The following is a 20545-nucleotide window of genomic DNA, read 5'->3' on the forward strand; positions in this document are numbered from 1 at the left end:
GGGCGGGGGAGGGCGGGGCGGGACGACGGAGCGGGGGAAGGCGGGCGGGACGACAGGGGAGGACGACGGCACGGGGGGCGACGGTGCGGGGAGGGCAGGTGCGGTCGGGCGGTCGGGCGGTCGGGTGGGCGGGACGGGCGGTGGTGACCACCGTCTGTCTCACCCGCCTCACTTGCCTCACCCGTCCCGCGGACCTCCCCCTCCCCCCAGCGCCGGACCCGGTCCACCCGCCAGGTGCCGGACCCGGTCCACCCGCCAGGTGCCGGACCCGGCCCCCGCCCCGTGAGGAGGCGGGGGCCGGGTCCGGCACGCCGGGCCGGTGGCCGGTCAGCGGCGCCGGCGGGTGCGCTTCACCTGCAGTTCCTCGAAGCGCGGCAGGTCGCCGTCGGTGATCCGGCGCCATGCCCGGGCGTACAGCTCGGCGACCGGCTCCGCCGGCACCAGCTGCCCGAGCACGGGCCGGCCGCCCGCCGGCACGCCGAAGAGCGACAGCTTCCAGTGCTCGACGGGGAGCGCGGGGGCCGGCTGTTCCACCCAGGCGCCCGGCAGGAACAGCGAGCGTCCCGCGCGGGCCCGGACGGCGGACACCACCAGGTCGGTGGCCGCGAGTTCCGCACGGGCCGCCTTCAGACGGGCCGGCTTCCACCCCGTCCACCGGGCCGTGTTGCGGTCCGTCGGGTCGGGCAGGGCCAGCAGCATCAGGTACAGCGTCGCCGCGTCGGCCCCGAGGCCGTGCGCCTCCGCGGCCTCGGCCACGAGCGCCGGCACCGAGCGCGTCGGGTCCTGCGGCCACCAGGTGCCGTCCTCGGCCGTCCCGCCCGCCAGGGGAGTGCCGGGGTCGGCCAGCAGCCGCGCGAACGCCGGGTCGTGGCAGCGGCGCAGCGCCGCCTCGACGGACGTCGGCTCCTGGTCCGGCCCGCGCAGCGCCACCAGGTAGGGGTCCGAGCCGGTGGAGTCGAGCAGCGAGGTCCGCAGCGCGGGCAGCGGCTGCCCGTCGTGCGTGGCCATCAGCACGGCCCCGTACCGCTCGTGGTCCGGTGCCGTCTCCGTCGGCGCCCCGGCCACCTTCCGGAAGTCCGAGAGGCTCGTGTAGTGCCCGACGGCGACGAGCAGGTCCGGCGAGGCCAGCCGCTGCCGCACGGCCGTCAGCGCGCCCGGCAGCACAGCCCGCAGCGGATCGCCCGCCGGGAGCCGGTGCGCCATCCAGGCCATCAGGCCCATGGCGCCCGTCAGTACGGCCCCGGTGAACGGCGCCTCGGCGGGGGCCACCGGCTCCGGCCGGTCGTGGTGGATCCGCCACGCCACGTCCGTGCCGAGCTCGGGGGAGCCCGCCGGGTCGAGCAGCGCGGGCAGCGCCCTCGGGACCGGCCAGCCGCCGCGTACCGCCCGCGCGGCCTCGGCGGTCAGCCAGTCGGGGACCTGGGCGCGGCGGCCGACGCGCGCGTTCCACACCTCGGCCGCCGCCGCGACGTCCGGGCCGTCGGTCCACAGCCGGGCCGGCTCGTCGGGCAGCAGCGCCGCGACGACCTCCTGGCGGACCTCGACCGGCAGTGCCCGCAGCTCGTCCCGGGCGTGACCGGCCTCGGCGACCTTCAGGCCGAGGGTCTTGCGGAGCTCGGCGGGCAGGAAGTTGTTCTCGTGGCGGCTGATCCCGGCCATGCCGATCACGACGAGCCCGGCGAGCGCCCGGGAGGCGCCGGTGAGCCGGCCGAACTCCTCCACCGCCGCGGGCACGAACGGCGCCGCGCCCCGTGCCCGCGCCTCCTCCAGGAAGGCGGCCGCCCATCCGGGCCCGCGCACGCGGTCGCCGACGGGCGCGCCGGCGCGCACCGCGTACGGCCCCGGGACCTCGAACCGGCCGCTCGGGTCGTACAGGAGGGCGCCGAACTCCCGCCCGTCGGGGACGCCGTCGCTGTGCTCGGTGAAGCCGAGGAACGCCCCGCCGCCGAGCGGGAGGACGCCGCGGTGCGACACGTTCCGGCCCTGGCCGTCGGCGGCGGTCAGGTGCGGCTCGGCCAGGTGCAGCAGGACCCGCCGCCAGCGGTCGGCGGAACCGGCCGCGGACAGCAGGCCGAGGGAGTCGGCCCGGCCGAGCATCCCCAGCAGCGCGTCCCGCCGCTCCGCGTCGGTGCCGGGCGCGACGGCCCGGTAGGCGAGCACGGCGGGCCGGTCGAGGAGCGGGGTGAAGGGCAGTCCGGACCAGGGGAGCGCCGGCACGTCGAAGTGGAGACGGCCGGGCACGGCCACCGCGTCGGCGTCGCAGGCCGCCGCGGCGAGCGTCTCCAGGAAGAGGTGGGCGACGTCCGAGCCGGGGCCCCGCCGGTAGTAGTTGGAGGTGATGACGCCGTTGAGGGCCTGGGCCAGGAGATGGTCGGCCGGACCCTCGACCCGCGACACGACGGGCTCGGCCACCGGGTCGAGACGGGCGGCGACCGCGTGCAGGGCCTTCTGCTGCCGGACGGCGAAGCGCACCACCTTGACCACGCCGGCGACGAGTTCGGGTGTGGCGAGCTCCGGGAACGTGGTGGTCACGAGGGCCGTCACGTCCTCGACGCGCTCCGCCGCGACGGCCGCCTTCAGGAGGGCGCCGGCGGTCTCCGCGTCGGCGCCGCGCAGCGCGGCCGACCCGCGCGGATCCCGGGTGCGGAGCGCGTACAGGAAGGGGAGCGGCGGGAGCGCCGACGTCGCCGTCCGGAACAGCTCGCCCCGGCCGCTGTCGGTCGTCGCCGTGACGACGCCGTCCGGGTCGGTGAGCGACAGCGTCCGCCACGCGCGGGACAGCGCGCGCGGCCGGTCGTCGCCGGGGAACGTCAGCGCCGCGAGCGGCATGTCGGCCCCCTCGGGCAGGACGACCTCGCGCCCGGCGAGGTCGTCCGCGTGCCAGCCGTTCTCCGGCAGCCGCACCACGCGCCAGCCGAGCAGTCCGCCGACGGGCGCGCCGAGGACGGAGCCCTCGACGGCCGGGGCGGGCCGCAGCCAGGAGGAGAACGTGCCGAGCTTGGCGCCCTGGGCGTGCGGCCGCAGCGCGTCGGCCAGGAAGCCGGGCTGCGAGCGCCGCCCGTAGGTGCCCTCGGCGGGGTCGTACTCGGTCCAGCCGCTGTCGTCGCCGCCGGTGCCGTTGTCGAACACCCAGTAGGAGGTGCCGTCGGAGATCACGGGGACCTCGGCCGGGAGCCGGGTGTCCCCGGCGTGCAGGACGCCGCGGCCGGTGGTGCGGCCGCCGCCGGGCAGCGGCAGGCTGATCTGCTCGGACCGCAGCGACCAGCGGTCGACGTTGTCGTCGAAGGTGATCAGCCGGTCGGGCGCCGTGTGCCAGTACCCCTGCACCCGGCCGTGGGCGTAGACGCTCCAGAACACGAGCAGCGCGCCGTCCACGTAGTGGAAGCCCTGGCTGCGGACCGAGGACGCGACGGAGGACGGGATGCGCAGGTCGTGGACGAGCACGGTGGAGTCGGCGTCGATCACCCGGACCTGGGAGGCGTTGGCCACGATCAGGTGCGGCCACGCCTCCACCACGGTCAGCGCCGACGGGTCGGCCCCGCCCGGCGTCAGCTCCGTCACCGTCCGCTCCCACTCCGGCCAGTGGAACTCCTCCCACAGACCGCCGCGCAGCGTGCGCGCCAGCGTCTCGCCGAGGTCGGCGGCCGCGGCGGCGGCCACGTCCTCCGGCGCCAGCGCCAGCGCCTCGGACGGCAGCCACGACAGCGTGGACAGGGCGCGCGGCACGGCGGGGAGCCCGGCCGCCACGGACTTCCGGGCGACCTTCCGGGTCCAGCGGGCGAGCAGCACCCGCCCGCCGGCCGACGCGGCCAGCCGGCGCAGGACCTCCTCGCTGTGGCCGCTGCCGTTGAACGCGTCCGCGCCCCGGTCGAAGGCGCGGTGGAAGCGCGGGTCGGCGGCGAGCGCGGCCAGGTCCCGGGGCCGGTCGGACTGGTGCCATTCCGTCAGGTCCAGCGCGGTGCCGTGACGCCGGTCGTCCTCCTCCGGCGCGACGACGGGGACGTCCAGGGCGAGCAGCAGATCCAGCAGGTTGACGTCCTCGACGCCGATCCGCAGCTCGCGGCGGCCCTCGGGCCGGGCCGCGAGATCGGCCCGCATCCGCCCCGCCGCGCGCTCCACCAGCTCCAGCAGCGCCGCCGGGGTGGTCCGCCGGCCCCAGCCGCGGTGCCGGGCCGTGTGGAAGCGCTCCAGCCAGCCGGCGGCGCCGTCGGCGCACTGCTCCTCGGCGGGCAGCCCCGCGTCGCAGAGCCCCGCGTCGGCGCCGGACTCCGCCAGGAGCTCCAGCCACAGCGTGCTGAGCTCCCCGTCGTCCGACGTGGGGGTGAGGGTCAGCAGGGTGCCGCGGACCTCCGGCACGCGGCGGGCCAGCGCGACGAGCGCACCGCGCTGCGCCTTCCACCAGCCCGTCGCCGCCCGGAGGGTGGCCGGCAGCGGCAGCAGCTCCGCCAGGTGGTCCTGCTCGGCCTCGGCGGTGGGCAGGCCCGCCGCCCGGGCGAGACGCCGCAGTTCCGTGGCGGCCTGCGCGGACGGGGCGAGCCCGCCGGCGGTGCGGCGCACGCACAGGCGGCGGAACCGCTCGTACGCCTCCTGCGGCGCGAGGCGCGCCGACAGCTCCTTGCCGTACCCGGAGAGCACCTTCACCGGCAGCGCGCCGGCGAGCGCGAACTCCAGGAAGACGGCGTCGAGCCGGTCCTCGTCGACGAGCAGCCCGTGCTGCGCCTCGCTGGTGCGGGCGCGGCCGAACAGCTGGCCCGCGTAGGTGGTGTTCTCGACGGCGAGGAAGACCCGCGCGGCCTGCTCGTAGAAGACGGGCAGGAAGTGGGGGACGGAGGCCGCGAGCCGGCCGGCGAGTTCGAGGCAGGCGTCGAGCGCCGCCTTCGGCTTGCTCTTCGCCTGGCGCGCGAGCCGGTCCAGCTCGGGCACGACGGCGAGCGCGTGGTGCCCGTCCTCCGGGTGGTGCACGAGCACCCACTCGGGGAAGCCGAGCTCCTGACGCCGGCCCAGGCCGACCACGGCCGGCTCGGCGGCGGGTTCGAGGCCGAGGAAGCCCGCGGCCAGGTCCTCGGCGGCGCCGAGCTCGGCGGCGGCGAGCCGCACCACGACCCGGTCCTCGCCGAGCACGGGGTGGCGGTAGGCGCGTGCGGTCAGCTCCACCGCGGCGGGCCCGGCCCCCACGGTGTCGGCCGGGAGCACGGCTCCGGCGGCGAGCAGCTCCGTGTCGTGCGTCGAGGTCGTGCCGGTCACGCGTTCCCACCCTCTTCGATCGTGCGGCCGGCGTAGAGCGCGGCGGCCATGCGCATTCCCTCGGACCAGGCGACCGGCCCGACCCCGTCGAGCCGCACCGCGCGGCCCTCCTCGTCGTGCCAGCTGAGCCCGCCGGTCTCCGACTCCCCGTCCCAGTACGGCTCGCCGATCCACACCGACGCCTCGGTGTCCCGGCCGCCGTCGCGGACCTTGCAGGTGGCGTAGCCGCCGGAGACCCGGTAGCCGAGCCCGGTGGCCCGCGCGGCGAGCCCGAAGCGGGAGGCGAACTTGCCGCCCGCGTAGTCCCGCACCTCGGTCGCGTTCGCCGCGTGCGTCTCCGGGCGCGCCCAGGTGGCGCGGTGGATCTGCTCCACGCGCTGGGTGATGCCCAGTTCGGCGGCGAACTCCCGCACGTCGTCGAGGTCGGGGAGGAGCACCGGGTGCGGCAGGGTGACCGTGCGCGGCGCCAGCCGCACCGTCTCGCCGTCGAGGTCGACGACCTTCAGGCCGCCGTCCTCCGACACGTCCCTCAGGAAGCCGACCTCGTCCGGGTCGTCCCCGACGACGGCCATGTCGCGGAGCGCGGACCGCCAGGCCTCGTCCGGCCACACCTTCGCGATCAGCGCGGTCGGCACCGGCAGCGAGGACACCATCCAGGCGTCGACCTGCGCGACGCACGCGTCCGCGTGCCGGTCCAGCCACTCGGAGAGACGCCGCAGCCGGTCGACCCCCGGATCGTCCCGGAGCGCCTTCGGCAGCGTCTTCAACTGCCGTCCCCCCGACCGGCGCGCGGCCACGCGCCCGCCCTCGTCGAGGGTGACCTCGTACCCCTCACCCGCATCCACCCACGCCATCAGCCGCGCCCCTCCACCGGTACGTCACTCGTCCACGCAGCCTCGAACAGGGGCGGATCGCCCCGAACTGCGGTATGCGGAGGACACTATGCGGCGCCACTGACAACGCGTCGGCCACGGGGGCGTGCGGCGGGCGAGGGCCGGGGCGCAGGGGCCGGGGCGGGGGAGCGGTGCGCGCGGTGTGCGGTCCCCCGGCCGTCCTCGGGCCGCGGGCCCGTGGCGGTCCTCGGCTCACAGTCCCGTGGCCGTCCCCGGGCTGCCGTCCGCCGTCCGCCGTCCGCCGACCGTCCTCGGCGTCGGGCCAGCGGTCGTCCCGTCTAGCGGTCGTCCCCGGGGTGCGGCCCCGTGGCGTAGGGGTTCTCCTCGTCGTCCGCGAGCACGCCGACGAAGGGATCGCCCTCGTCCGCGAAGGTGTACGCGCCGCCCTCGATGCGCTCGACGAGGCCCCGCGTCCACGCGGCGCCCGCGTCGGCCGAGTGGAGCCACATGTTCATGATCTCGCCGATGTGGCCGAGCTGTTCGGGACCGTCCTCGGGCGTGTAGTAGTCGGTGACCGAGGTCCGCCACTGTTCGAGTCCCGCGATCCGCTTCCCGAGGAGCGCGACGACCTCCTCCCGCGGCAGGTCCACCATGAAGCCGATGCCGGCCGAGAGCACGTCGGGCTTCTGCTCGTGCGAGCGGAGGGCGTCCCGCAGCAGGGCGAAGTACTCCTCGGTCCCCTGCTCGTTGATCTCGTACTCGACGCGGGGCGGGCCGCCGACCGTGCTCGGCGCGACCTCGTGGGCGACGAGCAGTCCCTGCTTCGCCATCTGCTTGAGCGCGTGGTAGATCGAGCCCGGCTTGGCGTTGGACCACTCGTGCGCCCCCCAGTACTCCAGGTCGTTGCGCACCTGGTAGCCGTGGGCCCGTCCGTGCTGGCGGACCGCGCCGAGGATCAGCAGCCGGATCGCTGACATGCGCAGCTCCTCATCTAGGCGATGGTCACGAATGTCACCGGTTCCACTCTACAAGTTTGACTAGCAGGGGTGGGCGAGGGCGCCCCCACCGCTCGTAATCAAGTTTGACTAGACCCGGTCGGGGTCGTACCTTGGGTTTCTAGTCAAGTTTGACCAGTGAGTGCGGGAGGGTGCTTTGTCCGACCACGACGCGGCGATCGTCGTCGAAGGCCTACGGAAGAGGTACGGGGCCAAGCAGGCCCTCGACGGCCTCGACCTCACGGTCCGGGCCGGGACCGTCCAGGGGATCCTCGGACCGAACGGCGCCGGCAAGACCACGGCCGTGCGCATCATGTCCACACTGCTGCGCCCCGAGGAGGGGCGCGTCGAGGTGGCGGGCATCGACGTGATGACCCGGGCCGGCGAGGTGCGCTCGCGGATCGGGCTCCTCGGCCAGAACGCCGCCGTCGACGAGGAGCTCGGCGGCCGGCAGAACCTGGAGATGTTCGGCCGCCTGTACCACCTCGGCGCGCGCCGCGCGGGCGCCCGCGCCGACGAACTCCTGGCCCGCTTCGGCCTGGAGGACACCGGCGGGAAGCCCGTCGGGCAGTACAGCGGGGGCATGCGCCGCCGCCTGGACCTGGCGGCCTCGCTCATCGCGCGACCGGAGGTGCTCTTCCTGGACGAGCCCACGACCGGCCTCGATCCCCGGGGCCGCACGGAGGTGTGGAACGCGGTGCGCTCCCTCGTCGGCGGCGGCACGACCGTCCTGCTCACCACGCAGTACCTGGAGGAGGCCGACCAGCTGGCCGACCGGATCGCCGTGATCGACCACGGGAAGGTCATCGCGGAGGGCACGGCGGACCAGCTGAAGTCCCGGACGGGCGGCGACCGCATCGACGTCGTCCTGCGCGACGCCTCCCAGCTGGCCCGCGCCGCCGCGCTGCTGCCCGGCGCCGCGGTGACGGACGAGGACCGACGGATGGTCAGCGCCACGGTCACCGACCGGATGGCGGCGCTCACCCGGACCGTCGGCGCGCTCCGGGCGGCCGGCATCGAGGCGGAGGACGTCGCGGTGCGCCGGCCGACGCTCGACGAGGTCTTCATGCACCTGACGAAGGGGGACGCCGCATGAGTACGACACGGGACATGGGCAGGACGTCGGACGCGGCCGACGTGCGGGGCGGAGGCGAGGTGCAGGGCGTGAGCACGGTGCCGGGTCCGGGCTCGAAGCTGGGGTGGGCGGCCGCCGACTCCTGGACGATGACCAGGCGCGAACTGGCCCACTGGGCGCGCCGGCCCGTCCAGGTCGTCGTCGGCCTGGTCTTCCCCGTGATGATGCTGCTGATGTTCGGCTACCTGATCGGCGGCGGACAGGGCGTGGACGGGGACTTCAAGGACTACCTGGTCCCCGGCATGCTCGCCATGACCATGGCCTTCGGCCTGGAGGCGACGATGCTCGCGGTCACCCAGGACCTCGGCAAGGGGGTCATCGACCGGTTCCGCTCGATGCCGATGGCCTCCGGCGCGGTCCTGGTCGGCCGGAGCGTCGCGGACATGCTGCAGTCGGTGGTCGGCCTGGCCGTGATGATCGCGGTGGGATACGCGATCGGCTGGCGCTGGCACGAGGGCTTCGTGCCGTTCCTGGGCGCGGTGGGGCTGCTGTTGCTGCTGCGGTTCGCGATGCTCTGGATCGGCATCCACCTGGCGATGGTCGCGGGCAAGCCGGAGATGGTGCAGGCGGTGCAGATCCTCGTCTGGCCGGTCGGCTTCCTCTCCAACGCGATCGCCTCGCCCGAGTCGATGCCGTCGTGGCTCGGAGCCGTAGTGGAGTGGAACCCGATGTCGGCGACGGCCACCGCGGTGCGCGGCCTGTTCGGCAACCCCGGAGCCGACGGCGACTCCTGGGCCGCCCAGAACGCGGAGCTCCTCGCGGTGGCCTGGCCGGTGGTCCTGATCGCGGTCTTCTTCCCGCTGGCGGTGAAGCGGTTCCGCGACCTGAGCCACTGACGCACCCGCGCGTCCGGGGCGCGGCCGGCCCGCGGCCGCACCCCGGCCCTCCTCCGCCGGCCCGCCCCGGGGACGCCGGACGGGCGGCCGGCGTCCCCGGGACGGGTACGCCCTCCACGAGGGTCCGCGGTGTCATGAGAGCCTGCGGTGTGAAGATCGACAAGACCGGCGGGCACGCCGACCCCACCGGGCCCACCCCTCCCACCGGCCCCGACGGCCCCGCTGAACCCATCGGCCCCGGTGACCCCACTGGCCCTGCTGAACCCATCGGCCCCGGTGAACCCACCGGGCGCCCCGAACTCGCCGAAGCCGCCGGGCACATCGCCCTCCCAGGGGCGGGTGCCGGCATGAGCGCGCCCGGGACGACCGGAACGCTGCACCACGTCGAGCTCTGGGTCCCCGACCTCGGCCGCGCCGCGGCGAGCATCGGCCACCTGCTGGAGTCGATGGGCTACACGCCCCACCAGCGGTGGACCGGCGGCCGCAGCTGGCTCCTGGGGTCGACCTACCTGGTCGTCGAGGAGTCCCCGGCCCTCACCTCGGACCGGCACGACCGCCGCCGCCCGGGACTGAACCACCTCGCCTTCCACGTCGAGGGCAGGGACAGGGTCGACGCGCTGACCGCCGAGGCGACGCGTCACGGCTGGCACCTGATGTTCGCGGACCGCCACCCGTACGCGGGCGGTGAGCAGCACTACGCGGCCTACCTGGAGAACGACGACGGCTTCGAGGTCGAACTCGTCGCCACGGACGCCCCGTCACCGTCCGCCTGAGGCGAGGCGTTCCCGCGTTCTCCGTCCGCCTGAGGCGAGGCGTTCCCGCGTTCTCCGTTCCCCTGTTCCCCCCCGTTCTCGCGTGGGCACGGGACGACGGGACGAAGGGAGGGCGGGATGTCCGGGAAGGGGCCCGGACCAGCGGTTTCGCGGGGCGGCCGCTAGCATCCCGTACGTCCGGTACGGCCCCCAGGGCTGTCCTTGGGCCATCCGTCGTACCTCCGAGCACGGGGAAGCTTGTGTCCGATCCGCTGGCCGACGACCCGCGCACCGCCGCGGTCGCGTCGGGCGAGACCCTCTCCCTCCCCGACGGCCACAAGAAGGTCCTGCTCCAGGAACTCGGCGCGGAAGAGGTCGTCAAGGCCGTCTACCACGACGGCTGGGGCTACGCCGTGCTCACGGGGAAGGGACTCGTCCTCCTCCGCAACCTCCTGGCGCCGAGGGCGACCCGCGTGGCCGGGCCGCTGTGGATCCTGCGGAGCGCGTACGGCGTCCTCGACTCCGTCGGGATCCTGGTGGAGGGGAGGCAGCACAAGCTGCACGGCTCCAAGCTCGATCCGAAGGGAGAGCTCCTGGCGGCGGCGGGAAGGCCCCTGCCCCCGGACTCGCCCCTGCGCCCCGGCAGGGGGAAGCGGACGTCCACGTGGATACGGCGGCATCCGGTGACGGTGACCCTGGGGGTCGCCGGAATGCTGGCCGCCGGGCTGGGCGGGCCCGGGCAGCCCGACGCCGTGGCGCGGAACGGCGCGGACCGCACGCGGACCGTCCCCGACCTCCGCGGGACCTCCCTGGCCACGGCGACCGCGACGGCGCGCGACGGGTCCTGGCGGGTGGCGGTCGCCGACGCGTCCTCCGCGTACCGGACGGTGGGTGTCTCCCAGCCCGGCTGGCGCGTCTGCTTCCAGAACCCCGCCCCCGGCGAGGGGCCGCGTCCGTACGACAGGACGATGACGCTCTACGCGGTCCCGGAGGCGGAACCGTGCCCCGCGCAACCGGACGGCACCCGGCGCGTGGTGATGCCGGACCTCGTCGGCGAGCGGTTCGACGCCGCGTCGCGGACGCTCGCCGGCCTCGGCCTCGACCGCGTCACGCGCTTCCACGCCCACACCGGGCAGCGCCTCGACGACGGGCGCCGGAGCCTGGCGGACCGGCAGGTCTGCCGGCAGCAGCCGGAGGCGGACATCGAGGTGCCGGTCACCACGCAGGTCGACCTGTGGCTCATCGAGCCGGGCGTCTCCTGCACCGACCCCAGCCCGACCCCGAGCCCGAGCCCAAAACCCAAGCCGAAGCCGAAGCCCGAGCCGAAGTCCGGTTCCACGTCGGGTGCGCAGGCGACCTCGAAGCCCGAGCCGCGTCCGCGGCCGGCTCGCGACTCCGCCTCGGACGGCGATACGCCGGGAGGGAGCGGCGACGGGGCGTGGGACGGTTCTTCCGGGGGATCGGACACCACGAGCGGATCGGGCGGAGCGAGCGGATCCGGGGGCGGCTCCGGTTCCGGCTCCGGTTCCGGTGTCGGCTTCGGGCAGTTCTGCTCTCCCGTGGGAGCCACCGCCACGACCTCCGACGGAAGACCGGCGAAGTGCTTCATGGGCAAGGACGGCAACGCCCGTTGGGGGTACCGCTCCGGCTGACCGCGGTCGCCGGGGGAGGAGCTTTCCCTGGCGGGCACTGCTCTCCCGCCGTACCCCTCGGCCGCGCCCGTACCCCTCGCCCGCGCCCGCCGCGCCCGCCGCGCCCGTCCCGCCCGCCGAGCCGCGCCCGCGAGCGGTCCCCGTGGCGGTGCGCGTCGGACCTACGGCCGCCCGCCGCGCCCCTCGGGGCCGTCGCGCTCGTCCAGCGCGCCGAGCTCGTCGAGCGCCTCCACCCACCGCCCGGGCAGCTCGGCCGCGGCCGTGTGGGACCGGTCGTGGACGACGGTGAAGCGGGCGGTGGCCGCCGTCCGGGTGAGGGAGAAGTAGCCGAGCATGCCGGGGCTGTTCAGGCCGAAGACGCTCGTGCCCAGCGGGGCGGAGCCCAGCACGCGGTACGCGCCGTGGATCCGGATGTGGCTGGCGGCCATCCGGAACACGGCGCGCACGGTCGACCGGTGGAGGAGGCGCGGCGGAAGGCGCAGCAGGGTCCGCCAGCCCCCCTCGCGCAGCCCGGAGTCCTTGTGCGCGCGGGCCTGCCCGGTCACGGACTCCAGACGCCCGCCCGCCCCCGCCGTGGCGCACGGCAGCCGCAGCATCGCCGGCAGGGCCGCGTTCCCCGGCGAGAGCCGGGCCTCCCGGGTGCGGACCGACATCGGCATCACCACCCTCAGGTCCCGGACCTCGCCGCCCTGCCGCCGCTGGAGGGCGGCGAGCGCGCCCGTCACCGCGGCGAGGTACACGTCGTTGACCCCCACCCCCCACCGCGCCGCGACCGCCCGCAGGGCCGCGTCCGGGACGTCGGCGTACGCCATGGCCGCCCGTCCGCTCGGCGGTGCGCCGCACCCCGCCGGTACCGTCTCGTGCTCGGGGTACGTCCCGAAGGGCGACGAGCCCAGCCAGGCCAGCCGGGCGGGCCGGGGGACGGGCGGACGGTAGGGGTGGGGGCCGTCGACGGGCTCGTCGGCCAGCAGCGCGCCCACCAGATGGGCCGCACCGACGCCGTCCGTGACGGCGTGGTCGATGCGGAAGCACAGCCGCTGCACCTCCTCGACCCCGCACGTCAGCAGCCGCAGGTCCCACGCGGGCGCCGGACGGGCGGGCAGCGGCTCGCCCAGCAGCTCGTCGGTCGCCTCCGCGAGACGGCCGTCCACCCGCTCCCCGCCGACGTGCGCCCCGATCTCGGCCGGCACGGTCCGCGTCCACGTACGGGCGCCCGCGACCGCCGCGACGCCCAGCGCCTCCAGCCCCGGCAGCCGCTCGGCCGCGCGCGCCCGCAGCTCGTCGAGGGTGAACGCACCGGCCGGAAAGTCCAGGACGTGGACCACGGTCATCCGGGCCCGGCCCCCTTCGGGGAACAGCGCGAGCGCGCGGTCCAGCGCGTTCATCCGGCCCGCCCGCCCCGCCCGCCCCGCCCGGCCTCCCTGCCCGGCTCCTTCCTCCTCAGCGCCGCCCTCCCCAGGGCCGTCCTGCCCGGCGGCGGCCTCGCGCACGTTTGCCGACTTCCGCTCCGACACCAACCGGACCCGCATGGAACACCTCGCACTGGAACGACCGAAGACCGCCTATACGAACGAGGCGCGTCCGGGAAGGGACACGGCATCAGCGCCCGCCGGTCCCCGGCCGCGAGGTGGCGCGCGGCACCGGGCCGGACGCCGGTGCGTCGCCCGCTAGCGCACCACGCGATAGCGGAGGTACACGGCCTTCGAGCGGAAGGCGCGCGTCTCGACGAGTTCGAGGTCCACCCGGCGCTCGTCCCGGGGGAAGAACGGCGTGCCGCCGCCGACCAGGACCGGGTACACCATCACCTGGTACTCGTCGATCAGCCCGGCCGCGGCCGCCTGCGCGGCGAGGTGCGCGCCGCCGATCGCGATGTCGCCCTCGCCCGGTTCGGCCCGGAGCCGTTCGATCTCCTCGGCCACGCCGCCGGAGGCCAGCCGGGCCCGTCCCCGCACGGCCGGGAGGGTGGTGGAGAAGACCACCTTCGGGAGCGGCTTCCAGAGCGCGGTCCACTCGCGCGACGCGTCGTCGAGGGCCGGGTCCTCGTCGGCGGTCTCCCAGTACAGCATCGTCTCGTAGAGCCGGCGGCCCAGCAGGTGGACGTCGATGTTCCGGATCTCGTCGATCCAGAACCGGAAGACCTCCTCGTCGGGTGCCGTCCAGTCGAAGCCGCCGTCCGGCCCGACGATGTACCCGTCGAGCGACGTGCTCATCGAATAGGTCACGCTGCGCATCGGATGCCCTCCTCGGTGACGGCTCCGACAGTACGGCCGCCGGCCGCCGCGGGCCCGGCCACGACGCGCCGGACAGCCACGGAGAGCACCCCGTGAGGAACACGGAGAGGACCCCCTGAGGAAGAGGACCCCCTGAGGGAGGACTCCACTGCGGAGAGGGACTCATGGAGAGGAAGGAGGCCCCTGTGGGCGGGGGCGGTCGGCGAACTCCTCGCGGTGGCCCCGCTGCCGGCGCTCGTACGGCGGGAGGGGCGCGGCGACACCGCGACGCAGCTCCCGGGCGGCGCCGCCCGACCGGCTCCCGCGCCCCTCAGCCCCCGACTCCCGGCCCCCGACTCCCGGCCCCCGAACACCCGGCCCCCGAACTTTCGCCCTCCGAACTCCCGTCCCCGCCCCCCGGCCCCGGCGCCGTCCCCCGGTCCCGTCCTCCGGCCCCGCCCCCCGGTCCCGCCTCAGGGGCGGTGGAAGCGGACCTCCGGGTGGGACGGGTCCGGACCGTCGAGGAGGGGCTGTTCCCTGCCCCGCAGGTGCTCGTCGAAGAAGGCGGCGACGTAGGCGCGGGTGACGGCCACCGCGCGCCCGGCGGGGAGGTCACCGCCGCCGGGGATGCCGAAGTGGTCGAAGAGGACCGGCGCGTCGGAGAAGCCCAGGTGGTCGGCGCGGTCGACGGTCAGCCAGTGCTTCGCGCCGCCGAGGGCCGCCCAGACGGAGTCCCAGCTGGTGTCCTCACCGCCCGGCCGGTGCCCGTCGGTGCCGAGCAGCAGGAACGGGCGTCCGCCGAGCCCGTCGGCGGGCGGCGCGTCCCAGAACGTGCCGTCCATGTTCACTCCGGCGTCGATGCGCCGGTCGGACGCCATGGCGGTCGCGGTGCTCGCGCCGCCGATGGAGTGCCCGGCCATGCCGATCCGCGTGCGGTCGACGGAGGACGCGTACCGCCAGGCGGGCCGGGGCCCGGTCAGCCGGTCCAGGACGAACCGGGTGTCGGCCGCGCGGGTCGCGGAGACCAGCGCCCCCTCGGTCCAGCCGCTCTCCTCCATGACGGTGCACGCGACGCAGGTCAGCACCCGTCCGTCCGGTGTCGACGTGCCGGACGACTCGTAGGCGTGGTCGATCGACGCGACGACGTAGCCGCGGGAGGCGAGGTCCACGGCGAGGGCGGTGAGGGTGAACCGCGGCATGCCGAAGCCGGGCGAGAGCACCACCAGCGGATGCCGCCCCGGAGCGGGACGGACGTCCACCGCGCTGTGCGCGCGGGCCCGTTCCAGCCGCCGGATCGAGGCCGGGTCCTCGATCGCGGCGGCTTTCAGCAGCAGCCGGGCCTCGTCCCGGGTGGCGTACGGGGCGGGGCGGCCCGGCGTGCGTCCGCCGGCCGCGGGGCGGGCCGAGGGGTAGTGCACGGTGACCATCAGCTCGCGGCCGTCGGCCGCGGGCACCCAGGGGTCCGTACGGGAGCGGTCCACGAGGTGGAGGACGGAACTCCCCACTCCGTACGCCCCGGTGGGGGCGGGCACCGCCATCCTCCCGGCGGGCCGGTCCGGTCCGGTCGCGGCGATCCGGTCGGCACGCGGCACGTCGGCCGCGGTGGCCGCGACGGCGGGGGCGGTGGTGGCGGCCGGTAACGCGACCGCGCAGGCGAGAAGGGCGGCGGCTGCCACCCGCGTCAGCTTCTTCATGCCAGGGACGCTACGGCTCCGTCGCCACCCTCCGCGTCCCCCCGTGGTCGCACCCGTCACCGCCCGCGTACGCCCCGGGTCGCACACCGCTCTCCACCCTGCGAGCAGCGCCGATGCACCTCCATGGGGCCCCGTCACGAAGGCCGAGGGCACGGTGACTCGACGCGAACCGGACAGTCGCGACATGGCCGCCGTGCGACTTGACGGACTTCGGAACTGCTCGGTGATCTTGCTTGCCGCATGGTTCACCCGGGGCGTTGGATGGGCCGGTTCAAACAGAACATGACAATCGGGGTGGGAATCACATGCGGACCATGCGTGGCTTCGCCATGCCCTTTTTCGGTCCCTCGGGCAGACCGGGATCGAAAAGGCGGGCAAGAGCAGGAATCGTGGGTGTGGTGGCGGCGGGCCTGAGCGTGTCGCTGCTCTCGGCACCGTCCTGGGCCGTACGGGTGGAGCCGCCGGGCCCGCCCGGCGTACCGAAGACGCAGTCGGTGGAGGGCCGGGACTTCGTCCCGGGAGGCGCACGCAAGAGCTCCGCCCCGTCCTCGCCCTGGCGGGCGCCGGCCGTGTCGTGGCCCAAGGGGGGGCAGAGCCGGATCGCGCTCGTCGGCGCCACCACCGGCACCGTGTCCGCGGCACCGGCCGCACGGACGGACGCGGAAGGGAACGCCCGGTCGACCATCGTGGGCGGAGTCCCCCTCCGGCTGACGAAGTCCGCTGCGTCCGGCACCGCATCAGGTATCGCGCCGGGCCTTGTGTCCGACGCGATGGACGTCACGGTCGCCGACCGCGCAACCGCCCGCAAGGCGGGCGTCGAGGGTCTTCTGCTCACGCTGCGCCCGGTCGTGGCGGCCACCAAGAGCAGCACCGGGTCCAACACCGGTTCCAGCACCGGCTCCAAGCCCGGCCGGCGCGCCGGTGTCGGCGTCGAGGTGGACTACGCCGCCATCCGGGGCGCGTACGGCGCGGGCTGGGCCTCCCGTCTGCGCCTGGTGACCCTCCCCGCGTGCGCGCTCACCACGCCCGACAGGGCCGAGTGCCGCCGGCAGACGCCGCTCGCCACGCGGAACGACACGGCGGACGCCACCCTGACCGCGACGGTCCCCGTGGCCGCCACCGGCTCCGCGGCGCCGGCCGCTGCGTCCGGCGCCGCGAGCGCGTTCGGCGCCACCCTGCTGGCCGCGACCGCCGGCACGGACGGCGCCGACGGCTCGTTCAAGCCGACCTCCCTCTCGCCGTCGGGCTCCTGGTCCGCGGGCGGCAGCTCGGGCGGCTTCGGCTGGAACGTGCCGATCGGCGTGCCGACGGTGCCGGGCGGCATGATCCCCAAGATCGAGCTGTCCTACAGCTCCTCCTCCATCGACGGCCGCACGGCCTCGACGAACAACCAGTCGTCGTGGATCGGCGAGGGCTGGGAGTACTCCCCGGGCTTCATCGAGCGCAGGTACGTGTCCTGCGAGAACGACCGACAGGGCGGCAACAACCTCGCCGCCAAGTCCGGCGACCTGTGCTGGAAGTCGGAGAACGCGACCCTGTCGCTCAAGGGATCGTCGAGCGAGCTGATCTGGGACGCGGCGAAGAAGACGTGGAAACTCCGTGGTGACGACGGTTCCCGCGTGGAGCGGATCTACGCGCCGGAGACCAACAACTCCGGTGACGAGGACTCCGAGTACTGGCGGGTCACCACCGTGGACGGCACCCAGTACTGGTTCGGCAAGAACCGGCTCCCCGGCTGGGCCGACGGCGAGACGGAATCGAACTCCGTCTTCTCCGTGCCCGTCTACGGCAACCACGACGGCGAGCAGGGCAACGGCTCCGACTTCGCCTCCTCCGCCGAGCAGCAGGGCTGGCGCTGGAACCTCGACTACGTCGTCGACCCGCACGGCAACGCCATGGCCCTCTACTACACCAAGGAACAGGGCCACTACGCGCAGAACGGCAAGACCGACGCGCCCCAGCCCTACACGCGCGGCGGCTACCTGAAGCGGATCGACTACGGTCTGCGCGGCGGCGCCGTCTACGCCGCGGCCGACCCGGCGGCCCGCGTCACCTTCACGACCGCCCCGCGGTGCACCGCGACCGACTGCGCGTTCACGGAGGCCAACGCGGTCAACTGGCCGGACACCCCGGTCGACCTCGCATGCACGACGGGCGAGAAGTGCCTCCAGGCGGCCCCGTCGTTCTGGACGAAGCAGCGACTGACCTCCATCGACACCTACGCCCTCTCCGGGACGACCCTCCAGCCGGTCGACACCTGGACCCTCGCCCAGTCGTTCCCGGGAACGGGCGACACGTCCACGCCGGCGCTGTGGCTGGACTCGGTGAAGCGGGTGGCCAAGGCCGGACCCCTGCCGGACATCAGCCTGCCCGCGACGGTCTTCACCGGCGAGCTCATGCCCAACCGCGTGGACGCCGCCGAGGGCCGGCCGCCGCTGAACCGCAAGCGCGTCACGACGGTGACGAACGAGACGGGCGGCCAGACCCTGGTCACCTACAGCGCCAAGGAGTGCACGCCGACGACCCTTCCCCCGGCCGCGGACACCAACACCAAGCGCTGCTACCCGTCCTGGTGGACGCCGGACGGCGCGGTCGAGCCGGTGAAGGACTGGTTCCACAAGTACCTGGTCACCCGGGTCGACGAGAACGACACGACGGCCGGCACCGGCTCGCCCTCGAAGGTCACGACGTACGAGTACGCCGACGGCCCGCGCTACCGGCGCGACACCGGCGAGTTCACCCTCGACAAGCACCGCACCTGGAACGACTTCCGCGGCTACGGCACCGTCCGCACCTACGTCGGCTCGACGAACCGCGTGAAGACCGAGAGCACCTACTACCTCGGCATGGCCGGCGACACCCTCGCCGACGGCAGCGCCCGGCCGGTCGCCACCGTCAACGGAGTCGTCGACCGCGCCGACTTCGGCGGCCGCGCCGCCAGCAACGCCACCTACGACAAGGACGGCACCGGCGGCAAGGTCGTCGCCAGGACCACGTTCACGCCCTGGGTGTCGCCCGCGACGGCGACGCAGACGGTGAAGGGCATCACCGACCCCGACAAGCCGAACGACCCCGCCCCGGCCCTTCCGGCGAAGACCGCGTACCTCTCCGGCACCGTCGAGGAGGCGTCGAGCGTCCTGCTGGACACCGGCACGTGGCGGACCCTCACCAAGAAGCGGGAGTTCGAACCCGTCCACGGCCTGCTGGTCGAGGAGAGCGACGACGGCGCGGGGACGGTCGAGAAGAAGGTCACCTGCACCTCCTACGTCACGCCGGACACGGACCACTGGCTGATCGCCTACCGCAGCGAGGTCGTGACCGCGAACCAGTCCACCTGCACGACCCTGGCCACCGACAAGGTCACCAGCCGGGCGCGCACCTTCTACGACGGCCGTGCGTCGGGCCAGGCGCCCCTCCCGGGCAAGGCCTTCGTCACGAAGACGGAGCAGCTCTCCGGATACGAGGGCGCGACCCCGATCTGGGAGACGACCTCCAGGACCACCCATGACCAGTACGGCCGCCCGCTGACGGCCGAGGGCCAGGACGGCAAGGCGCTCACCACGGTCTACACCCCGGACACCGGCGTCCAGCCGACCTCGGTGACGACCACCAACGTCAAGGGGCACAGCACCCGCACCACCTTCGACGGCCTGCGCGGCCTCAACCTGACGGCGAGCGACGCCAACGGCCGGATCGCGACGAGCGAGTACGACGCGCTCGGCCGCCTGACGAAGGGATGGAGCACCGGCCGGGACCGGACGGAGCAGCCCAACGCCACCTTCGTCTACACCATGTCCGCCACGGCTCCGTCGAGCGTCGTGTCGAAGAAGCTCTTCGAGGACGGGACGTGGGGCACCTCGACCACGTTCTACGACTCGCTCCTCCGGCCGCGCCAGACCCAGTCGGACGCGGTCGGCACGACCGGGCGCCTGGTGACGGACACCTTCTACGACGGCCACGGCCGCGCCTACCTGTCGAACGCCCCGTACTACAACAGCAGCGCGGTCTCGACGTCGACGATGTTCGTCGTCACGCCGAACCAGGTGCCGCAGGCCGCCCTGACCGAGTACGACGGCCGCGGCCGGGTCACGGCCGTCGCCCAGCTCTCGCTGAACGTCGAGAAGTGGCGCACCACCACCACCTACGGCGCCGACTGGTCGGCCGTCGTCCCGCCGGCCGGCGGCACCGCCACCCTGTCCGTGACGGACGCGCGCGGCCGTACGGTCGAGGAGCGGCAGTACAAGGACCGGAACCCGGTCCCGGGCGCGGCGGCGACGCAGTACGAGAAGGCCACGCGGACGTACGACCAGGCGGGTCTGCTCGCCTCGTACACCGACTCGTCGGGCCGCAACACCTGGAAGTGGAGCTACGACCTGCGCGGTCGGCAGGTGTCCGCCACCGACCCGGACAAGGGCCTGAGCACCACCCACTACAGCACCGTCGACGGCCGTCCCGACCTGATCACCGATCCGCGCGGCGCCCTCGCCACCACCTACGACGAGCTGGGCCGCAAGACGTCCCTGCGGTCGGGGTCGGTGACCGGCGCGAAGCTGGCGGAGTGGACCTACGACACCGCTCCGGCGGGCAAGGGCCTGCCGCACAAGTCGATCCGCTACGACTCCTCGGTCACGGCGAACGCCGCGTACACCAGCGAGGTGACGGGGTACGACGCCGGCGGCCGCTCCAAGGGCACCAAGGTGACCGTCCCGTCGGTGACGGGCGAGGAGCTGCTCGCCGGCACCTACACCGTGGGGGCCACGACCACGCCGGTCAACGGCCTGGCCGCCACCTCGGCCTACTCCACCACGAACGCGAACGCGTCGGCGGCATTGCCCGCGGAGACGGTGACCCACCACTACGGCGCCAAGGACCTCCTGGGCATCGTGGACGGCACGCTGGACCACGCCTACCTGCGCGGGGCGACCTACACCGAGTTCGGCGAGCTGGCACAGGCGCAGCTGGGCAACATCGGCAAGCTCGTGACCCAGACGATGGAGTACGAGCGGTCCACACGGCGCCTGATCGGGGCCACGGTCGACCGTGAGGCGACGGGCCCGGCGACGGTGTCGGACCTGACCTACGGCTACGATCCGGCCGGCAACGTCACCACGATCCGGGACGTCCAGAACGACGGGACCGTCGTCGACCAGCAGTGCTTCGCCTACGACTGGGCACGGCGGCTGTCGGAGGCCTG

Annotated in this window: 10 protein-coding genes and 1 pseudogene; 5 read left to right on the forward strand and 6 right to left on the reverse strand. The window is 74.7% G+C overall.

Translation table 11 applies throughout. The features are described from left to right. Positions 1 to 327 precede the first annotated feature (327 nt). The 3 genes from IE287_RS23345 to IE287_RS23355 form a co-directional block, all read right to left on the reverse strand. On the reverse strand, positions 328 to 5244 hold the full coding sequence (locus tag IE287_RS23345; protein WP_189851100.1) for a DNA-binding protein: 4917 nt from the start codon (positions 5242 to 5244) through the stop codon (positions 328 to 330). Then, positions 5241 to 6098: a DUF4132 domain-containing protein gene (locus IE287_RS23350; protein ID WP_189851101.1), complete on the reverse strand. Its 858-nt coding sequence runs from the start codon at positions 6096 to 6098 to the stop codon at positions 5241 to 5243. The genes IE287_RS23345 and IE287_RS23350 overlap by 4 nt, the downstream gene beginning before the upstream one ends. 317 nt (positions 6099 to 6415) lie before the next feature. Further along, positions 6416 to 7054, reverse strand: coding sequence for a PadR family transcriptional regulator (locus tag IE287_RS23355; protein ID WP_189851103.1), 639 nt, complete (start codon positions 7052 to 7054; stop codon positions 6416 to 6418). A gap of 175 nt (positions 7055 to 7229) precedes the next feature. On the opposite strand from IE287_RS23355, the gene IE287_RS23360 reads away from it, so the two are divergent. The 4 genes from IE287_RS23360 (at position 7230) to IE287_RS23375 (ending at position 11447) form a co-directional block, all read left to right on the forward strand. Next, the gene (locus IE287_RS23360; RefSeq protein ID WP_189851104.1) at positions 7230 to 8168 is read left to right on the forward strand and encodes an ATP-binding cassette domain-containing protein; all 939 of its coding nucleotides are present in this window, start codon (positions 7230 to 7232) and stop codon (positions 8166 to 8168) included. Positions 8169 to 8182: 14 nt separating this feature from the next. Beyond that, entirely contained in the window at positions 8183 to 9043 is an 861-nt protein-coding gene (locus IE287_RS23365; protein ID WP_229883670.1) for an ABC transporter permease, read from the forward strand. Between the two features lie 347 nt (positions 9044 to 9390). Further along, positions 9391 to 9816, forward strand: a complete 426-nt coding sequence (locus IE287_RS23370) for a VOC family protein (RefSeq protein ID WP_189851132.1) — start codon at positions 9391 to 9393, stop codon at positions 9814 to 9816. A gap of 239 nt (positions 9817 to 10055) precedes the next feature. After that, positions 10056 to 11447, forward strand: a complete 1392-nt coding sequence (locus IE287_RS23375) for a PASTA domain-containing protein (RefSeq protein ID WP_189851106.1) — start codon at positions 10056 to 10058, stop codon at positions 11445 to 11447. A gap of 161 nt (positions 11448 to 11608) precedes the next feature. Here IE287_RS23375 and IE287_RS23380 read toward each other — a convergent pair whose 3' ends face one another. The 3 genes from IE287_RS23380 to IE287_RS23390 all read right to left on the reverse strand — a co-directional run bounded on the left by IE287_RS23380 (position 11609) and on the right by IE287_RS23390 (position 15351). Next, positions 11609 to 12832, reverse strand: coding sequence for a condensation domain-containing protein (locus tag IE287_RS23380; RefSeq protein ID WP_189851107.1), 1224 nt, complete (start codon positions 12830 to 12832; stop codon positions 11609 to 11611). 282 nt (positions 12833 to 13114) lie between these two features. Next, positions 13115 to 13678 carry a dihydrofolate reductase family protein gene (locus IE287_RS23385; RefSeq protein WP_189851108.1) on the reverse strand — a complete coding sequence of 188 codons (564 nt, stop codon included), beginning with the start codon at positions 13676 to 13678 and terminating at the stop codon, positions 13115 to 13117. Between the two features lie 452 nt (positions 13679 to 14130). Further along, complete coding sequence (locus tag IE287_RS23390; protein ID WP_189851109.1) at positions 14131 to 15351, reverse strand: alpha/beta hydrolase family protein; 1221 nt, start codon at positions 15349 to 15351, stop codon at positions 14131 to 14133. A 770-nt stretch (positions 15352 to 16121) separates the two neighbouring features. On the opposite strand from IE287_RS23390, the pseudogene IE287_RS23395 reads away from it, so the two are divergent. Continuing rightward, a pseudogene (locus IE287_RS23395) lies at positions 16122 to 20545 on the forward strand (RHS repeat protein); the annotation flags it as partial.

This window comes from Streptomyces omiyaensis (genome assembly GCF_014650895.1).
Classification (GTDB): domain Bacteria; phylum Actinomycetota; class Actinomycetes; order Streptomycetales; family Streptomycetaceae; genus Streptomyces; species Streptomyces omiyaensis.